This is a genomic window from Mycobacterium sp. OAS707 (assembly GCF_014873705.1).
GTDB lineage: Bacteria > Actinomycetota > Actinomycetes > Mycobacteriales > Mycobacteriaceae > Mycobacterium.
This window is the reverse complement of record NZ_JADBDS010000005.1, coordinates 336,818-353,380: the sequence shown is the minus strand read 5'-3', so window position 1 is coordinate 353,380 and position 16,563 is coordinate 336,818. Positions and strand designations below refer to the sequence as shown.

The 16,563-nt window shown below is 65.0% G+C and carries 14 protein-coding genes; 5 read left to right on the top strand and 9 right to left on the bottom strand.

The features are described from left to right. Nucleotides 1–19 precede the first annotated feature (19 nt). From GGC64_RS30205 to GGC64_RS30195, 3 genes are read left to right on the top strand one after another with little or no spacing between them, the layout of a single operon-like run. Complete coding sequence (locus GGC64_RS30205; protein WP_192726261.1) at nt 20–943, top strand: SDR family NAD(P)-dependent oxidoreductase; 924 nt, start codon at nt 20–22, stop codon at nt 941–943. Next, on the top strand, nt 940–2,577 hold the full coding sequence (locus tag GGC64_RS30200; RefSeq protein WP_192726260.1) for an FAD-dependent monooxygenase: 1,638 nt from the start codon (nt 940–942) through the stop codon (nt 2,575–2,577). The genes GGC64_RS30205 and GGC64_RS30200 overlap by 4 nt, the downstream gene beginning before the upstream one ends. After that, nucleotides 2,574–4,106 carry a class I adenylate-forming enzyme family protein gene (locus GGC64_RS30195; protein WP_370582415.1) on the top strand — a complete coding sequence of 511 codons (1,533 nt, stop codon included), beginning with the start codon at nt 2,574–2,576 and terminating at the stop codon, nt 4,104–4,106. Before GGC64_RS30200 ends, GGC64_RS30195 begins: the two co-directional genes overlap by 4 nt. On the opposite strand, the gene GGC64_RS30190 is transcribed toward GGC64_RS30195, so the two are convergent. Genes GGC64_RS30190 through GGC64_RS30170 form a run of 5 tightly spaced genes read right to left on the bottom strand, consistent with a single transcriptional unit; the run spans nt 4,097 to nt 7,996 of the window. Beyond that, complete coding sequence (locus tag GGC64_RS30190; protein ID WP_192726259.1) at nt 4,097–4,561, bottom strand: MaoC family dehydratase; 465 nt, start codon at nt 4,559–4,561, stop codon at nt 4,097–4,099. The two genes, GGC64_RS30195 and GGC64_RS30190, sit on opposite strands and share 10 nt — an antisense overlap. Nucleotides 4,562–4,620: 59 nt before the next feature. Continuing rightward, nucleotides 4,621–5,400, bottom strand: coding sequence for an SDR family NAD(P)-dependent oxidoreductase (locus GGC64_RS30185; RefSeq protein ID WP_225952644.1), 780 nt, complete (start codon nt 5,398–5,400; stop codon nt 4,621–4,623). A 39-nt stretch (nt 5,401–5,439) separates the two neighbouring features. Continuing rightward, the gene (locus tag GGC64_RS30180; RefSeq protein WP_192726257.1) at nt 5,440–6,585 is read right to left on the bottom strand and encodes an acetyl-CoA acetyltransferase; all 1,146 of its coding nucleotides are present in this window, start codon (nt 6,583–6,585) and stop codon (nt 5,440–5,442) included. Then, nucleotides 6,582–7,613, bottom strand: a complete 1,032-nt coding sequence (locus GGC64_RS30175; protein ID WP_192726256.1) for an acyl-CoA dehydrogenase family protein — start codon at nt 7,611–7,613, stop codon at nt 6,582–6,584. The genes GGC64_RS30180 and GGC64_RS30175 overlap by 4 nt, the downstream gene beginning before the upstream one ends. Nucleotides 7,614–7,654: 41 nt before the next feature. Then, entirely contained in the window at nt 7,655–7,996 is a 342-nt protein-coding gene (locus tag GGC64_RS30170) for a hypothetical protein (protein ID WP_192726255.1), read from the bottom strand. Between the two features lie 222 nt (nt 7,997–8,218). Here GGC64_RS30170 and GGC64_RS30165 point away from each other — a divergent pair, with 222 nt between their 5' ends. Next, a complete protein-coding gene (locus GGC64_RS30165; protein ID WP_192726254.1) occupies nt 8,219–10,114 on the top strand; it encodes an acryloyl-CoA reductase in 1,896 nt (631 codons plus the stop codon). 20 nt (nt 10,115–10,134) lie between these two features. On the opposite strand, the gene GGC64_RS30160 is transcribed toward GGC64_RS30165, so the two are convergent. The 4 genes from GGC64_RS30160 to GGC64_RS30145 form a co-directional block, all read right to left on the bottom strand. Further along, nucleotides 10,135–11,043 (bottom strand): hydroxymethylglutaryl-CoA lyase, encoded by a 909-nt coding sequence (locus GGC64_RS30160; protein ID WP_192726253.1) that lies wholly within the window; start codon nt 11,041–11,043, stop codon nt 10,135–10,137. Continuing rightward, the gene (locus GGC64_RS30155; protein WP_192726252.1) at nt 11,043–12,260 is read right to left on the bottom strand and encodes a CaiB/BaiF CoA-transferase family protein; all 1,218 of its coding nucleotides are present in this window, start codon (nt 12,258–12,260) and stop codon (nt 11,043–11,045) included. The genes GGC64_RS30160 and GGC64_RS30155 overlap by 1 nt, the downstream gene beginning before the upstream one ends. 112 nt (nt 12,261–12,372) lie before the next feature. Further along, a complete protein-coding gene (locus tag GGC64_RS30150; protein ID WP_192726251.1) occupies nt 12,373–13,614 on the bottom strand; it encodes a cytochrome P450 in 1,242 nt (413 codons plus the stop codon). 81 nt (nt 13,615–13,695) lie between these two features. Continuing rightward, nucleotides 13,696–14,868: an acyl-CoA dehydrogenase family protein gene (locus GGC64_RS30145; RefSeq protein ID WP_192726250.1), complete on the bottom strand. Its 1,173-nt coding sequence runs from the start codon at nt 14,866–14,868 to the stop codon at nt 13,696–13,698. Between the two features lie 196 nt (nt 14,869–15,064). Between GGC64_RS30145 and GGC64_RS30140 the strand changes: the two genes are divergently transcribed. Then, a complete protein-coding gene (locus tag GGC64_RS30140; RefSeq protein ID WP_192726249.1) occupies nt 15,065–16,558 on the top strand; it encodes a class I adenylate-forming enzyme family protein in 1,494 nt (497 codons plus the stop codon). Nucleotides 16,559–16,563: the final 5 nt, after the last annotated feature.

Below are 16,563 nucleotides of genomic sequence, written 5' to 3'. Positions count from 1 at the left end.
CACCGACGGGCGGTGCCGAATGAGCGCCCTGCTGACCGGCAAGGTCGCACTCGTGACCGGCGCTGGACATGGCATCGGCCGTGGTCACGCGCTGGAACTCGCACGACAAGGCGCCACGGTGGTGGTCAACGACCTGGGGTCGTCGGTGGCCGGTGAAGGCCAAGGCCGAGACGCCGACGACGTCGTCGACATCATTCGCGCTGCCGGTGGGTCGGCGCTAGCCGACTACGGGGACGTCGGCGACGAACAGCACGCCGAGGCGATGGTGCAGCGTGCCCACGACGAGTTCGGCAAGCTCGACGTCGTCGTCAACAACGCAGGCATCGTGCGTGACCGAGCGATCTGGAACATGTCTGCCGCAGATTTCGACCTGGTGATGCGGGTGCACGTCCGCGGCAGTTGGCTCACCAGCCGCGCCGCGGCCGTACGCTGGCGTGCCGCGGCCAAGGCCGGCGACGGCAAGGTCTTTGGCCGCATCATCAACACCACCTCAGGTGCGGGTCTGCTTGGAAACTTCGGCCAGACGAACTACAGCGCCGCAAAGGCGGCGATCGTCGGCCTGACCCAGACATTGAGCCTGGAGTTGGCGGGGATCGGCGTGACCGCCAATGTGATCAGCCCCGGTGGCCACACGCGGTTGTCTGCTGGCGTCAGTGCGGTGGCGGACACACCTGAACCGGATCACCGTGACCCCGATTCGTTCGATCCGATGGACCCCTCGTTGTGCAGCCCCGTCGTGGCCTGGTTGGCCAGCTCAGAGGCCGGATACGTGAGCGGGCAAGTCGTCCGTGCAATCGGTGAAACGATCGATCTCATGTCGGGCTGGTCGAAGGCCGTGACCATCTCCAATGGGGCGACTCGCTGGGATGCCAACACCCTGGGCCAACGACTCGCCACCGAGGTGTTCAAGGTCCGCGCGCCCGGGTTGAGGCTGGGCTCATGACGCAGGCCACAGTGCGCACCCCCGTGCTGATCGTCGGGGGTGGACCGGTCGGTTTTGCGCTGGCACTCGACCTTGCCCACCGTGGTACAGCAAGCACGCTGGTGGAACGCGACGCCGGGACGGCTCTGCGTCTGCTGGCCAAGGCGGGCACGCTTTATGAGCGCAGCATGGAGTACTGCCGCCGGCTCGGCATCGCAGAGAAAGTCGCTGCGGTCGGGTTTCCCGAAGACTATCCACGCGACACGGTGTACTGCACTGCGCTGCACGGGTTTCCGATCGGGCGCGATCCGCTGCCTTCCACCGCCGAGCGGCCTCTGGCGCCTGAGACGCCCGAGATGTTGCGCCGGTGTCCGCAGTACGTCTTCGACCCGCTCCTGGCCGACGCGGTGCTGGAGCGCGGGCTCACCGATGTGCGCTACAACCACCGCCTCAGCGGTCTGACCGAGCACGAGGACGGCGTCATGGCGACCCTCGAGACAGGCGACGGCGACGAGGTAACCGTGCACGCCGACTACGTTGTCGGCTGCGACGGCGCGGGTAGCACGGTGCGACAGGCCCTCGCTATCCCGTTCGACGGACAACAACTCGACTATTCGGTCAGCCTGATGATTTATTGCGCCGACTTTGAGCGCTATCAGCCGTACGGCCGATGCGAACGGTGGATGTTCATGGCTCCAGAGGGCACCTGGGGGAACATCACCACCGTTGATGGCCGCGGCCTGTACCGGTTCACCATCATCGGATCCCCCGACCGCATCGCCCCCGACAAGCTTGATGTCGGTGCCCTACTTCGACGCGCCATCGGCGACGACACGATCGACATACCATGGCATGTCGTCAATGTGATGCCATGGCGGCGCAGCCAGTGCGCAGCAAGCGTGTTCCACAGCGGGCGTGTCGTTTTGGCGGGCGACGCCGCACATACGACGTCACCTACCGGCGGGCACGGCCTCAATACCAGTTTGGGCGACTGCAGCGATCTGGGATGGATGCTGCCCGCGCTGTTGCAGGGGTGGGGCGGGGAGGGCCTGCTGGCCGCGTACACCGCCGAACGTCGCCCCGTGGCCATCCGTAACAGCTCCCTGTCCACCCGGAACTACAAGGTGTGGGTGGAAAACGAAGGGCGCGAACACATCCTCGAGGACACCGACGTGGGCCGACAACAGCGCGAGGCGTTGGGCGCGCGTATGAGCGCCCTACTCAAACAGGAATGGCAGTCCTTCGGAGTCACCATGGGCTACAGCTACTCGGATTCGCCCATCATCGTCTCCGACGGCACGCCGGCCCCTCCCGACGAGCCAGGCATCTATGTCCAAACGGCCCGTCCCGGTCACCGCGCGCCGCACGCTTGGTTGGCGCCGGGCCTATCGGTAATCGATCTATTCGGTGAAGGATTCACGCTGCTGGTGTTCGGAACGGAGCCCACCGATGTCAGCACCCTGGCCAAGGCGGCGGACAGTGTCGGTATGCCTCTGAAGGTTGAGGCGATCGATGATCCACGAATCGTCGAACTCTACGAGCGCCGCCTGGTACTGGTGCGTCCCGATGGGATGGTCGCGTGGCGTGGCGACCAATTACCCGAAGACATCGATGGCTTAGTGGATAGGGTGCGCGGCGCCGGTCGGCAGTCGTGATCCAGCGGCTGCCGGTCACCATCCCCGAGGTGGTGGCGCAGCGCGCCGAGCGCACCCCCGATGCGCTGTTCATGGCCGATTCCAGCGGCGCCACAATGACATTCGGTGAACTTGCCGAGGCGGTCGAGCGCACAGCAGCGGGCATGGCGCATTGGGGTGTGAACCCCGGCGACGTGGTCTCCTGGCAGCTGCCCAACGGCTGCTCGACGGTGGTGCTGATGCTGGCGCTGCGCCGGTTATCCGCGGTTCAGAATCCGCTGATCACCACGCTTGGTCGTCGCGAGGTCACCTTCATATGCGAGCAGGCCCGCACCAACCACCTGGTGGTTCGGAGCCGATCCGATATGACGGACGACACGGCGGCTGCGCAGTCCATAGGAGGTCGGGCGAGCGGCCTTCGGGTTCATGCCCTCGACGGTGAGCTGCCCTCAGGTGTCGCCGACCAACCCCGAAGTCAAATCTCGATGGACGCCGAGTGTCGTTGGCTCTTCTACACCTCCGGCACCACGTCAACGCCGAAAGGTGTTCGGCACTGCGACCAAAGCTTGATCGCTGCAGCCGCCCACCTGTGCGACACCATTGGTCTGGGGCCCAATGACCAACTGGCGGCGCCGGTTCCGCTGGCCCACGTCGGAGGCATACTTCATGTGCTGTCGGTCCTGATGGCCGGCGCCAGCATATTGACCTGTGCAGCCTTCGACGACGCGGCAATCGACTTCTTCGCTGCTCAACGCGTGACGCTCCTCGGTTCAGGAGTGCCGTTCTTCCACGCTTATCTGAAGCGACAACGTGCCCATCTTCAGGGTCCGCTGTTTCCGCACCTGCGCGCCGCGTTGTCGGGCGGCGCGCCCTGCCCGCCATCACTGCGGCACACGGTCAAACGTGAGTTGGGCGGTGCGGGGGTGGTGTCGGGCTGGGGGCTGACGGAGTGCCCGTTCTTGACCATCGGGCGGGCCGAAGACGACGGAGCAGCAGAGGGCAGGCCCGCGGCGGGGTCCACCGTGGAGGCAGTGCGGCCGGACGGAACGCCTGCATCGCCTGGCCAGGAAGGTGAGCTGAGGGTCAAGAGCCCGCAGATGATGTTGGGCTATACCGATCCGGCGTTGGGCGGCGACGCGTTCGACGACCGCGGCCGCTTCCGCACCGGTGACCTCGGAGTGGTCGAGCCGAGCGGGGTAGTCCGAATCACCGGGCGCCTCAAGGACATCATCATCCGCAAGATGGAGAACGTCTCCGCCCAGGAGGTCGAAGAGCTGTTGTCCACCCATCCCGCGGTCGCCGACGTCGCAGTGGTGGGCATTCCTGACCAAAGCTGCGGTGAGCGGGTGTGCGCGGTGATCGTCGCGGCCGATCACCGAAACCCACCGAACCTCGCAGACCTCGGCGCGCATCTGCGTGGCCTCGGCCTGTCGACGCGCAAGCTTCCCGAGCAGCTCGAAGTGCTCAACGCGTTACCCCGCAACAGCATGGGCAAGGTGATCAAGAGTGATTTACGCGCCCGATTCACGCCCGATGTTGCTCAGCGGTAGAGGATTTGCATCCCGTAGAGCACAGAGGGCTTCTCGGCCCCGACGACCCGGATGTCCCACTCGTTGGTCACCAACGTGCCTCCGCTCTTGGCGACGACGTTCGCGAGGCGCGCGCGGCCGTGCAGGCGCGACCCGGCAGGTACGGGGGACAGAAAGCGCAGCTTGTCGGCGCCGTAGTTGACCCCGGCGGTGTGACCGATGACTTTGACCGGCGGCCGCGTCGCGACTTTCGGCAGTAGTGAGAGGGTCAGGAAGCCGTGGGCGATTGGGCCACCGAACGGGCTCTCCCGTATAGCCCGCTTGACATCGACGTGGATCCACTGGTGATCGCCGGTGAGCTCGGCGAAAGCGTCGATGTCCTCCTGCGTCACCTCGACTTCGGCACCGAAGTCGCCGTATTCATCGGAAACTGCCGCCGTCAACGACTCGATGTCGTCGAACCGAATCTCCTGCACTTCTCACTCCTTGCGAACGTAGTCGTCAACCGGACTCGGCAGACTGCGGGCTTGGTGAGCTAGGAGGGACCCTCGGGTGGGAGTCCGAGTATCGCGCTCCCGTTGATGCTCAAGCCGCCATCTACTGTGACGAGAGATCCTGTGGCGTAACCGTTTTCGTCCGAGGCCAGCCACAGCGCGCTGTAGGCGATGTCATGTGGAACGCCGAGCCGCGCTGTGAGGTTTCCTCCGACGGCAGCGACGCCCGTGTCCGCGGAGTGGGAGATGACGCGCCCGACGCTGATGGTGTTGACCTTGATGTTGTAGGGCGACCCTTCGACGGCGAGCACGCGGGTGATGGCGTTCATGCCTCCCTTGGCCGCGGCGTAGGCGGCGAAGCCACCGATACCGACGACCGCGTGCCCCGACGAGATGTTTATGACGTTGCCTCCCCCCGCCTCCTTGAGGTGGGGCACTCCGTACTTCCACGGCCAAAAAACGTTGCCGGTCAAGGTGCCACGCAGGATGTGGTCCCACTCTGCGTTGGTGTATTGCGTGAGGGGCTTTACGGTCGTGCTGATGGCGTCGGTGGGCGCCGCGTTGTTGACCAGAGTGTCGAGCTTGCCGAAGCGCTCGACGACCCCGTCTATGACGCTGCGCACGCTGTCTTCGTCGGTGACGTCGAGGCGGAAGAATTCGGCCTCGCCGCCCGCCTCACGGATGCCCTTGACCACCTTTTCGCCCTTGGCGACCGTACGCCCGGTTACGGCGACTTTGGCCCCCTCGCGGGCGAACAGCTCAGCGATTGTGCGCCCGATTCCCCTCGTCGACCCGGACACGTAGGCAACTTTGCCTTGCATTCTCATGTCATTCCCTTTCGTAGGCGTGCGCGGACAGCGTCAGTCGCCGGCCCCGAGAATCAGCGTTGCGCTGGAACAAAACCATCCGCCGGTACCGGACACACACGCCAGTTCGGCGTCGGTGACCTGCCGGGTCCCGCACTCACCGCGCAGCTGCCGGACGGCCTCCACGATCAGGAACAGTCCGCGTTGTCCCGGGTGACAGGCCGACAGCCCGCCGCCGTCGGTGTTGGTCGGCAATGCTCCGCCGATGTCCAGGCGGCCGCCGCTGACGAACGCACCGCCCTCGCCCTTGGCGCAGAAACCCAAATCCTCCATCGCGACCACGATCATGTAGGTAAAGGCGTCATAGATCTGGCACACGTCGATGTCGGCGGGCGTGACTCCGGCTCGTTGAAAGGCCAACGGCCCCGACACCGCCGACGGTCCGATGGTCAGGTCCGGCCACTGACTCGTCGACATGTGCGACAGTGCCTCGCCGCTGCCCAGCACCCAGACCGGCCGGCCGGGGATGTCCGGGATGCGATCCTCGGCGACGAGCACCACCGCCGCTGCGCCGTCGGAGCGGATGCAGCAATGCAGTTTGGTGAAGGGATCGGCGATCATTCGGCCGGAAACCACGTCGCTGACGCTGATCGGGTCGCGATAGGCGGCCTGCGGATTGTCTTTTGCGTTTGCGCGGGCAGACACCGCCACTTCGGCCAATTGTTCGATCGTCGTGCCGTATTCGTGCATATGACGACGCGCCGCCATCGCGTATTTGCCGATCAGCGTGTGCCCGTATGGCACCTCCCATTGCAGCGCTCCGCGCGACCCCCAGTCGAGATTGGCCGTCCGCAGGCCTTGGCGCAGATCCGATTTCGCGGTGGAGCCGTAGGTCACCAAGACCACGTCGGCGTGTCCGGCGGCGATGGCATCTGCGGCGTGTGCCACCATCGCCTCCCACGAGGCACCGCCGAACGACGTCGAGTCGATCCACCGCGGGCGCAGGCCGAGGTACTCGGCCACCTCCACCGGGGGCATCATCCCGAGGCCTGTTGAGGCCAGACCGTCAACCTGGTGTGGCGAAAGCCCCGCTTCGTTGAGCGCACGCTGTGCCGCGCTCGCGATGAGGTCGTACGGGCTGGTCGGCCCTTGAGCGATGTCGGCCAGGCCAACCCCGACGATCGCTGTCCGCCGCGTCAACTCGCCGCTCCCAGTCCCAGCAACTCATCGAGATGCGTTGCGCGCGACCCGAAGAGCTGATCCAAGACATGGGCCCGCTTGAGGTACAGGTGCACATCGTGCTCGAAGGTGAAGCCCATGCCGCCGTGGACTTGAAGGGCCTCCGAGGCGTTGGACAACGCCGCCTTGGCGGCCACAATTCTGGCCGCCAGCGCGTGTAATTCCGCGTCGCCGTTGCCCTCCTGCAGCGACAACGCCGCGTACACCATCTGCTGCAGTGCGGCCTCTGCGGCAACCGCCATATCGGCACAGCGATGCTTGACAGCCTGGTTCACACCGATAGGGCGCCCGAATTGGATGCGGTTCTTGGCATGTTCGACTGACATATCGCGGCACGCTTCAGCGACGCCGACCTGCATGGCGGCGGCCAGCACAAGGCCTCGCAGCCACATCGGATCCCGCTCGGCCGGCACAAAGCAGCACAACTCGGCCCCGTTGACGTCACCGACCGCCAACCGTGATCCGGGATCCAAGCAGTTCACGGGTATGCAATCGAAGCTATCGGAGGGTGCCGTTGACAGCAGACCGGCACCGGCCGGGTCGGCGACGACGGCATAGTCGGCGCCGGCCGCATCTACCAAGTGCACCCGCCCAGATATCCGATCGGGTGACAGGCGCGCCCCGCTCACGATGGCAAGACCACAAAGAACCTCGCCGGAAACGAACTGCGCGGCCAGTTCTGAGTCACCACAGAGCGTTGCGACGCGAGCCGCCAACACGGTCGGCAAGAACGGGCCCGGCATCAGCGCACGCCCAAGTTCACGAAACACCAACGCCTCATCAGCCAGGCGCATATCCAGACCGCCCACGGACGCCGGCACAGATACACCGAGCAATCCGAGTTCAGCTGCTGCCAACCAGTTTTCGGCAGGCAAGGCAGTCGGCTCATAGCGACACCGCCGGATCAGCCGTGTCGTGTCGACCTGTGCGCAGAAAGCCGCTGCGGCGCCGGTCAGTTCGAGTTGATCCGGCGAAGGCAAAAGGTCCACTCAGAAATCCCCGCCTTGTTTGACGACGTCGCCCCACGGTGTCACTGGCTCGACTCCGACGTGTTGGATCCGTAGCGCTCGTCGCGCACCCTGAGTTGATGATCGTCGATCGAGAGCGAATGCGATCCGCCCCGCAGCACAAGAACTTCAAACTCGACGGATCCTTCTGGACGCAGCCACTGGCCGGGTCGCACGCCGGTAGCGCTATCGGTGGGCTCGCTTGGCGATGAGTCGGCAACGGCATACATCGGCTCGCCACCGCAGCACACGATCGACGGCACTGCCGGTGCACGCACCACCAGCACCTCGGTCGTGTCGACACGGCTCTTCAGCCGCACACCGGCGCGCAGGGTGCTCGCGCGCTCAGAACTCGAGACAGCCATAAGCGGACGGTAGCCGTCGCAACGTTTCACCATGATGTCGAACAGGATTGGACTCATCTCGATCGCGGAAACTGTCGCCAGCATGTCGGTTCGGCCGCACAGGCCGAATCCATTGTCGCCAGTGGCCCTTTCATGCCATGATCGGCCGACATCCGACTGCCGAGGGCCGACGTGAGCTAACCGTCCAAGCCGACATCGGCGAGTCCAATCCCGGGAGGCAACGTGTATTCGCACATCACCCTGGGCTTCAACGACGGAGTCGCTCACATCCGGCTCAACCGACCCGAGCGGATGAACGCCCTAGGGCTGGGCCGCGGATCCAGCCGTGACGAGATCGCCGACGCCATGCACACCGCCGACAAGGACTCCACCAGTGGCTGCATTCTGCTCAGCGCCGTCGGGCCCAACTTCTGTGCCGGCGGCGACCTGTCCGGCGCGCCCGAATCGGTAACCCCTTACGACGACTTCAGCTTCGTCCGCCAGCTCGACGATTTCTACACCTCGGTACGCCAGGTCAGAAAACCGATCGTCGCCGCCGTCAACGGGTTGTGTCTAGGCGCCGGCATGGGGTTGATCGCGCAATGCGATCTCGTCGTCGCCGCCGACGATGCCCGTTTTGGGCTCATCGAAGGGCGGATCGGTCAGCCAGGAGCCACCGAACTGGTGCCGATCATCGGTGGCGCCTGGGCGAAGTTCCTCATCCTCACCGGCGAACTCATCGATGCCAGGCGGGCTGAACGTATCGGCCTCGTCTTAACAGTTGTGGCAAACGACGAATTGCAGGAGCGCACAACAGAACTGGCGCACCGGATCGCTGCGGTACCCCGTGAGGCGGCCATCATGAACAAGGCCGCGGTGGACGCCGTCGACGACGCGATGGGGCGCCAGGCCGGCCGCCTGGCCGGCCGCGCATACGACGTCACCACCAAGGCACACGCGAAATGGGCGACAGCGCCCGACGGTCGTCGATTTGCCGACATCATCCGGCAGGAGGGCATGGCCGGCCTGAAACGGGCCCGCAACGCACAGTTCAGTGACACGTGGCTCTCCCGGCAGCTGAACACTTTCGACGATCCCCGACAAACGTCTATCACCGCAACCACTGCGCTACCGAATGGAACCGACATGAATGAAACGTTCACTGCACTGGTCATCGATGACGTCGACGGCAAACCCGTCGCAGGCTTTCGGGGACTGACGCAGGCCGATCTACCCGATTACGACACTCTGGTGCAGGTCGAGTTCTCATCGCTGAACTACAAGGACGGCCTGGCCGTGTCCGGGCGTCAAAAGATCGCGCGCCGGCCACCGCTGATCGGCGGCGCCGACCTGGCCGGCACCGTCGTCGAGAGCCGAAACCCGCGCTGGGCGCCCGGCACGCGGGTGGTCGTCAACGGCTGGGGGATGTCGGAGACCGAAGCCGGTGGCTACACCCGTTATCAGCGGGTCCGCAGCGAATGGCTGGTACGGATACCCGATACTTTCAGCACGGAACAGGCGATGGCGATCGGCACGGCCGGCTATACGTCCGCGCTCTGCGTGGATGCCCTCGCCGGCAGGGGCTCCGTGGGTGATGGGCCCGTGTTGGTCACCGGCGCGGCCGGTGGCGTCGGCTCGGTGGCCGTGGCACTGTTGGCGGCTGCAGGCGTGACCGTCGCAGCCTCCACAGGTCGCGCCTCGACGCACGACTACCTCGCCGGGTTGGGCGCATCCGAGATCATCAGCCGCGACGAGTTGCTCTCCCCCGGGCGGCCGCTGCAGAAAGAGCGGTGGGCTTCCGCGATCGACACCGTGGGCGGCCAAACGCTGGTCAACGTCCTATCGCAGATCCACTACGGCGGAGCAGTGGCGGCGTGCGGCCTGGCCGGCGGAAACGACATGCCCGGAGCCACCGTGCTGCCCTACATTCTGCGTGGCGTGTCCCTGGTCGGTGTCGATTCAGTGATGGCCCCCGTAGCTCTGCGCGAGGCAGCATGGGATCGCTTGGCCAAGGACCTACGTCCTGACGTTCTGGCCACCATCACCACCGTCGAGCCGATGTCCAAGCTGCCTGAACTTGCCAACGAGATTCTGGCCGGGCAGATCCGCGGCAGGGTGGTCATCGACGTCACACGCTGATGCTCACTTCCTGCACGGCGTCAGGTCGCGGCGCACCAGTCGGCGCCGGCGCGGCTGACCATACCGGGCAGCTCGCGCCCCAGTTGGCCGGCGAGCCAATGTGCCGCCCCCACAACGCGGTTGATGTCGACCCCCGTCTGCCTTCCCATGCCGTCGAGCATGTACACCAGGTCTTCAGTGGGGATGTTTCCGGTCGCGGCCGGCGCGAATGGGCAGCCGCCGGCACCGCCAACAGAAGCGTCAAGCACGCTAGCGCCTACCTGCAGTGCCGCAAAAGCGTTGGCAATACCGGTGTTTCGGGTGTTGTGGAAGTGGAAGCCGATGGGCACGGGAGGGCCGCTGATCTGATCGGACACCACCTCGAACAGATTCTGCACCTGGGTCGGCACGCCGACGCCGATCGTGTCGGCCAACGTGATCTCCGCCGCACCGCCTGCCGCGAAATGGGCGGCAAGGGCAGCGATAGCCGACGGGTCCACCGGTCCTTCAAACGGGCAGCCGAAGGCGGCGCCGATCGTCACCGTGACCGGCACCGACGACTGTGCGGCCAGGGCAATGACCTCATCCAGTTCGGCCGTGGTCTCTGCCACGGCCTTGCCCTGGTTTCGCATGTTGAAGGTCTCGGTAGCCACCACCACACAGTTGAGGCGGTCAACGCCGCAGGCCAACGCACGCTGGGCGCCCTTGAGGTTGAGCACCAGCCCGGTGTATTCAACGCCTGGGCGACGGACGATGTGGTCGAAAACCCGCTCGGCGTCGGCCATTTGCGGCACCCGGTGGGCGCTGACGAAGCTTCCCACCTCGATTCGTTCAAAGCCGCATTCCGACAATCGGTCGACAAACTCGACGCGAGCCGACACCGACAACACGCGGTCTTCGTTCTGCAGTCCATCCCGAGGCCCCACCTCGCAGACCAGTACCGGCGCCACTAGATCGCCCCCTGCTCCCGCAGCGTCGCGAGTTCTTGATCGGCCAGTCCCAGTAGAGAAGTCAACACGGCAGCGTTGTGCTGACCGACCTGCCCGGGGCCCGTCCAGCGGTGCCGGCCGGGGGTGTCGCTGAATCTGGGCACGAATCCGGGCACGGCGAGCTCGCCGATCTGGTCATCCTGCACGCGCATAACCATGTGGCGGGCCCGGATGTGTTCGTCGGCGACGATGTCGGCGACGGTGTAGATAGGACTGGTCACCACCCCGTGTGCGGTGAGGACTTTGTCGATCTCCTGTGCCTCGAATCCCGCGGCCCACTGGGCGATGATGCCGTCGAGTTCTTCGGCGTTCGCGCCGCGCGCCAGATGGGTGGCGAACCGTTCATCGGCGGCCAGGCCGGGCTTTTCCATGGCCGCACACAGCCTGGCGAACAGCGTATCGGCGTTGGCGGCGATCACGACCCACCTGCCGTCCAGCGACTTGTATATGTTCGACGGCGCGACGTTGCGCAGCCCTGTTCCGGTCGGCTCTCGAACGATCCCGAGTTTGTCGTATTCGGTGATCGCACCTTCTAACATCGCGATGCATGACTCGAGGATCGAGGCATCGACGACCTGGCCGGTGCCTGCCTTCAGTCCGTCGCGGCGGTAGAGAGCCGCCAGCAACCCTTGCACGGCGAACATTCCGGCCAGCATGTCCCCCATTGAGATGCCTGCGCGTGGAGGTGGCTGATCGGGATAGCCGTTGATGTAGCGCAGGCCGCCCATTGCCTCTCCCGCACTGGCGAAACCGACGCGGTCGGCGTACGGACCCGTCTGGCCGTATCCCGATACTCGCACCACCACGAGCCGAGGGTTGAGCTCACGTAGCTTGTCCGGCCCGAGATTCCACTTTTCCAGCGTTCCTGGGCGGAAGTTCTCGATCAATGCGTCGCTTTGCTTCACGAGTTCACCTAGCAGCCGTTGTCCCTCTGGGTGAGCCAGGTTCAAGCTGACGGACTTTTTGTTGCGGGCGAGAGAAGGCCACCACAACCCGTGGCCACTTGCGTCGTGATGTCCCCACTCGCGCATCGGGTCGCCGCGCCCAGGCGGTTCGATTTTGATCACTTCGGCGCCCATGTCGGCCACCAGGTGACCAGCGAAGGGGCCGGCAAGGAGTTGTCCCAGCTCCAGCACTCGCAGGCCCTCGAGGACACCGCCGTTCGTACCGGCCGTCATTGTCTTCCTTCCTTTGCCAATGTGGTCTCTGTTCAGTGGATTCCACTGCGGGACAACGTGATCGCCGTGGTGACCGATGCGCGCTGGCTCACACCGCACACGAGCTTGCTGATCACGCGGTGCGCACAAGCAGACGCCTTGGCCCGCGCAGTGACAGATTCGGCGGGTAATCGTCCGCGCTGACGTCTCCCTCCAGCCGCAGGCGCGGCGCGTGCTGGGTCAGCGCCTCCAGGCACACCTTCATCTCGAGGCGTGCCAACGGAGCACCTTTGCAGTAATGCGGGCCTTTCCCGAAAGCCAGATGCTCGGTGGCATTGGGGCGCGCCAGGTCCAGTTCGTCGGGGTTCGCGAACTGGTTATTGTCCCGGTTGGCGGCTGCAAACAGCAACGCCACCTGGGCTCCGGCGGGAACGGCGACATCTCCAATTGTGGTGTCCACGACGGCTTGTCGCCGCCACGTGGTTACAGGCGGGTCGTACCGAAGCAGTTCTTCGACCGCGCGCGGGATCGCGGCAGGATCATCGACGAGTCGCTGCCACCAATCGGGTTGGCGCAACAAGGTCAGCACCCCGTTGGCGATGAAGTTCGTCGTGGTTTCGTGCCCGGCCAGCGCCATCGAATACACGATGCTGACCAGGTCGGTGAGGTCGGGAGTGTCGGGATCGTCCTGGTGCAGTCGGATCATGTCGCTGGTGAAATCGTCGCGCAGATCCTCGGCGCGATGAGTCACAAACTGTGCGCAGTAGTGCCAGAAGTCGACGACATCCCGGGCAGCCTGCACCTGTTCGTCGGCAGTGAGGCGACCGTACGTCAATTGTGCTCGGTTGCCCGCCCACGCTTTGATCTGTTCGAAATCCTCCTCCGGGAAGCCCAGCAGACCTAGCCCGGCGAATGCGGGCAGCGGAAACGCGACGGCTGCCACGAGGTCGGCCGTGGGTTTCGCGACCATCGCGTGAACGAGTTCTTCGCCCTTGGCGCGCACCGTCGGTTCGAGCAGTTTGAGGCGGCGCACCGACATGCATTTGCGAACCCCTGCGGCGATCATGGTGTGCCGCGGCGGATCTGCGTTGGTCAGCGCAGGCAGGCGACGGTAGCCGCCTTCGGCCAGCACGGCCTGCGCGGCCTCGGAGATGGGACACACGGGCGCAGATGCGTTGGCGGCTGAGAACCGCTCGCCGTCGCTGGTGGACAGCACCTCAACGATGTCGGCATGGCGGGTGACGAAGTACATCTGCATCTCGGGCGAATAGAAGACGCGGTGCTTGTCGCTGAGTTGCTGTAGCAAAGGGTACGGATTGTCCCGCGCGAAGCCGTCCGACAGCGGATCGAAATCGACTACGACCGGACAGTCCATGTGCGTACCCTTCAGCTGTGACGAGGCGCATTCCGTGATCGAGGGTGCCAGTCGGCGGCTGTCGGCTGCGTGTCGAAAAGCTCAGCGCGGCAAGCCGAGCACCCGGTCACCGATGATGTTGCGCTGAATTTCGGAGGTGCCGCCGCCGATCCCCTGGGCGAACGCCCACAAGTAACGCCCGGTCCAGTTTCCCGCCAGAGTGTTTGACGGGTACTGCAGCATTTCCGGTCCAAGAATGTCCAAGGCCAGACGAGTGACTTCTTTTACCAGATCGGCGTAATACAGCTTGAGCATTGACCCTTCAGGACCCGGTGTGTCCGCCTGTAGGTTGCGACAGATTCCCGCGTAGGTCATTGCCCGCAGCGATGCCACCTCGGCGCGCGCGGTGGCCAATCGCCTTACCACGGAGCGGTCTTCGATCACGGCGCGCGATCCGTCCTCACAGAATCCACCACTGGCCAGCGCGATGAGCTCTTCGACCATGACCGCCAGGGTCACCTGGTTGGCGGTGAAGGCCGTGCCCCGTTCGAACGACAACGTCGACATTGCCACCGCCCATCCCGAGTTGATTTCACCGACCACATTGCTCAATGGGATGCGGACGTTGTCGTAGAACACCTCGCAGAAATCTGCCGCGCCATCGATCGTCTCGATCGGGCGGACCTCCACGCCGGGGCTGTGCATATCGCAAATCACCCACGTGATGCCGCGGTGTTTGCTGTCAGGCTCCCCGGTGCGTACCAGCAGCTCCTGATAGTCGGCCATGTCGGCGAAGCTTGTCCAGATCTTCTGACCATTCACGATAAACGCGTCACCGTCGACCGTGGCGCGCGTGGACAACGCTGCCAGGTCCGATCCCGCACCAGGTTCGGAGAATCCCTGACACCAAAGTGATTCGCCACGAAGGATTTTCGGAAGGTGAAAGCGCTTCTGCTCTTCGGTGGCCATGGCGATCAGGGTGGGCCCGGCGTGACGCAAGCCGACGAAGCAGGAGTCCATCACTTCCAACCCGCAGCGGGCGTACTCCTCGTGCCAGATGAGCTGTTGCAACAACGTGAGGCCCCGGCCGCCATATTCTGTTGGCCAATCGATTCCGGCCCAGCCGCCCATCCATTGTGTGCGCTGCCAGGCCAGATCGTATTCGCGGATGGCCTTGGCTTCGCCCGGACGTTCGTCGCGAGGTGCGTTTTCGCCCAACCAGCTTCGAACCTCGTCCCGAAACTTCCGTAACTCGGGCGGGTATTGCAAGTCCACGATGCGTCTCCTCGAACTGTCGGCCGGCCAGTGGCTCGGGATCGAGCCCGGTCCGACGTTTCTGACACCGCGTACAGATTAGTACCGCAGGTGTCGAGTAGGCCGTCCAGCGGCGTCGAGGACATGGTCTCGAAATGCTGGCCTCGATAACGTTCGGCGAGACAACGTGATGCATGACCGTTGGGAGCCTTGTCGCATGCCGCTTGAGCAGACGTTCGCACACAGCTGGTCCCGTGCGGTGCTGATGGGGCCAGACCGGCCGTTCCTGGTGTCGGAGTCGTCGGCCGGCGAGGTCACGCAGTGGAGTTATGCGGCCTTCGACCGCCTGGTCGACCGGGTCGCGGGAACACTGCACGCGGCCGGAGTGGGTCCGCAGGCCGGTGTCCATCTGGCTTTGACCAACTCACCGGCGTTCGTGGCGATTTGGCTGGCCGCGGTCCGCCTGGGATCGTTCATCATCCCCTGTGATCCGCACGCCGCGGCTCCGGAGATTGCCCACCAACTCCAACGCACCAAACCGGCCGTCGGTGTCGCCTCCGTGCGCCGCCTCGAGGACTACCGCCGGGCGGCCTCACCGCGGGAAGTCGAGATGTTCAGCTTGGATGAGGACGACGTCGCACTCGAGATGTTCGGCTGTTCCGCGCCTACCGCGCTCGAGGATCCCGCACCGCTGGACACCGCCGCGATCATGTTCACGTCGGGCACGACGAGTACCCCAAAGGGTGTGGTCATCACGCAGGCGAACTATGCCTTCGCGGGCGAAATCATGGCTGCCGCTGCCGATTTGGGCTCTGAAGACCGCCAGTTGGTTGTCCTGCCCCTCTTCCACGCCAATGCCCAGTACTACTCCTTCGCCTCCGCCATTGCGGTGGGCGCCAGCGTCGCGCTGATGAGCGGGTTTTCTGCATCGCGCTTCACCGCGCAGGCGGCGCGGCATGGCGCCACCCATGCCAGTCTGTTCGCCGCGCCGATGCGAATGATCCTGGCACGGGGCGCCTTCGGTCGCGACGACCTCAGGTTGCGCCACGTCTGGTATGCGCAGAACGTCACCGGCGAGCAATATCGGTCGCTCAGCGCGCTTCTGGGGTGCCGGCCGCGGCAGCTCTACGGTATGACGGAGACCATCCCCGCGGTTTTGACTGCATCGGTCCAGGACGCTGATGGGGACGGCTCGATGGGTCAGCCCACACTTGGATGCGCTGTCACCCTCGCAGACGTCGACGGCGATGGCATCGGGGAGCTGCTGGTGGGGGGTAGGCCTGGACTGGAGCTGTTCCGTGAGTACCTGGACGACCCCGCTACCACGGCACAGTCGTTCACTGAGGGCGGCTGGTTTCGCACCGGGGATCTGGCCCGATGTGAGGGCGGGCGATACTACTTCGCCGGCAGACGCAACGACCTGCTGAAGGTCGCCGGGGAGAACGTGTCGCTGCCGGAAGTGGAAGCGGTGCTTGCCGAGCATCCGTCGGTCTTCGAAGCGGCCGTCGTAGGACGTCCAGACCCGATCCGCGACGAAGTGCCAGTGGCTTACGTGGTCACCCACGAAGACGTGGCCCGTCCGACAGCAGACGAGCTGGCGCAGTGGTGCGCCGCCAGGCTGAGCCCGCTCAAGCGTCCACGCGAATACATCTTCGTCGACGAACTCCCCCGCACGTCTGTCGGCAAGATTCGGAAGTTCTTGCTGCGCTGACGGTT

Excerpts from the sequence above, each read along its gene's own strand:
- GGC64_RS30205 (WP_192726261.1), top strand. The coding sequence starts at position 20 with ATGAGCGCCCTGCTGACCGGCAAGGTCGCACTCGTGACCGGCGCTGGA.
- GGC64_RS30140 (WP_192726249.1), top strand. The coding sequence starts at position 15,065 with ATGCCGCTTGAGCAGACGTTCGCACACAGCTGGTCCCGTGCGGTGCTG.
- GGC64_RS30200 (WP_192726260.1), top strand. The coding sequence starts at position 940 with ATGACGCAGGCCACAGTGCGCACCCCCGTGCTGATCGTCGGGGGTGGA.
- GGC64_RS30170 (WP_192726255.1), bottom strand. The coding sequence starts at position 7,996 with ATGGCTGTCTCGAGTTCTGAGCGCGCGAGCACCCTGCGCGCCGGTGTG.
- GGC64_RS30150 (WP_192726251.1), bottom strand. The coding sequence starts at position 13,614 with ATGGACTGTCCGGTCGTAGTCGATTTCGATCCGCTGTCGGACGGCTTC.
- GGC64_RS30185 (WP_225952644.1), bottom strand. The coding sequence starts at position 5,400 with ATGCAAGGCAAAGTTGCCTACGTGTCCGGGTCGACGAGGGGAATCGGG.
- GGC64_RS30155 (WP_192726252.1), bottom strand. The coding sequence starts at position 12,260 with ATGACGGCCGGTACGAACGGCGGTGTCCTCGAGGGCCTGCGAGTGCTG.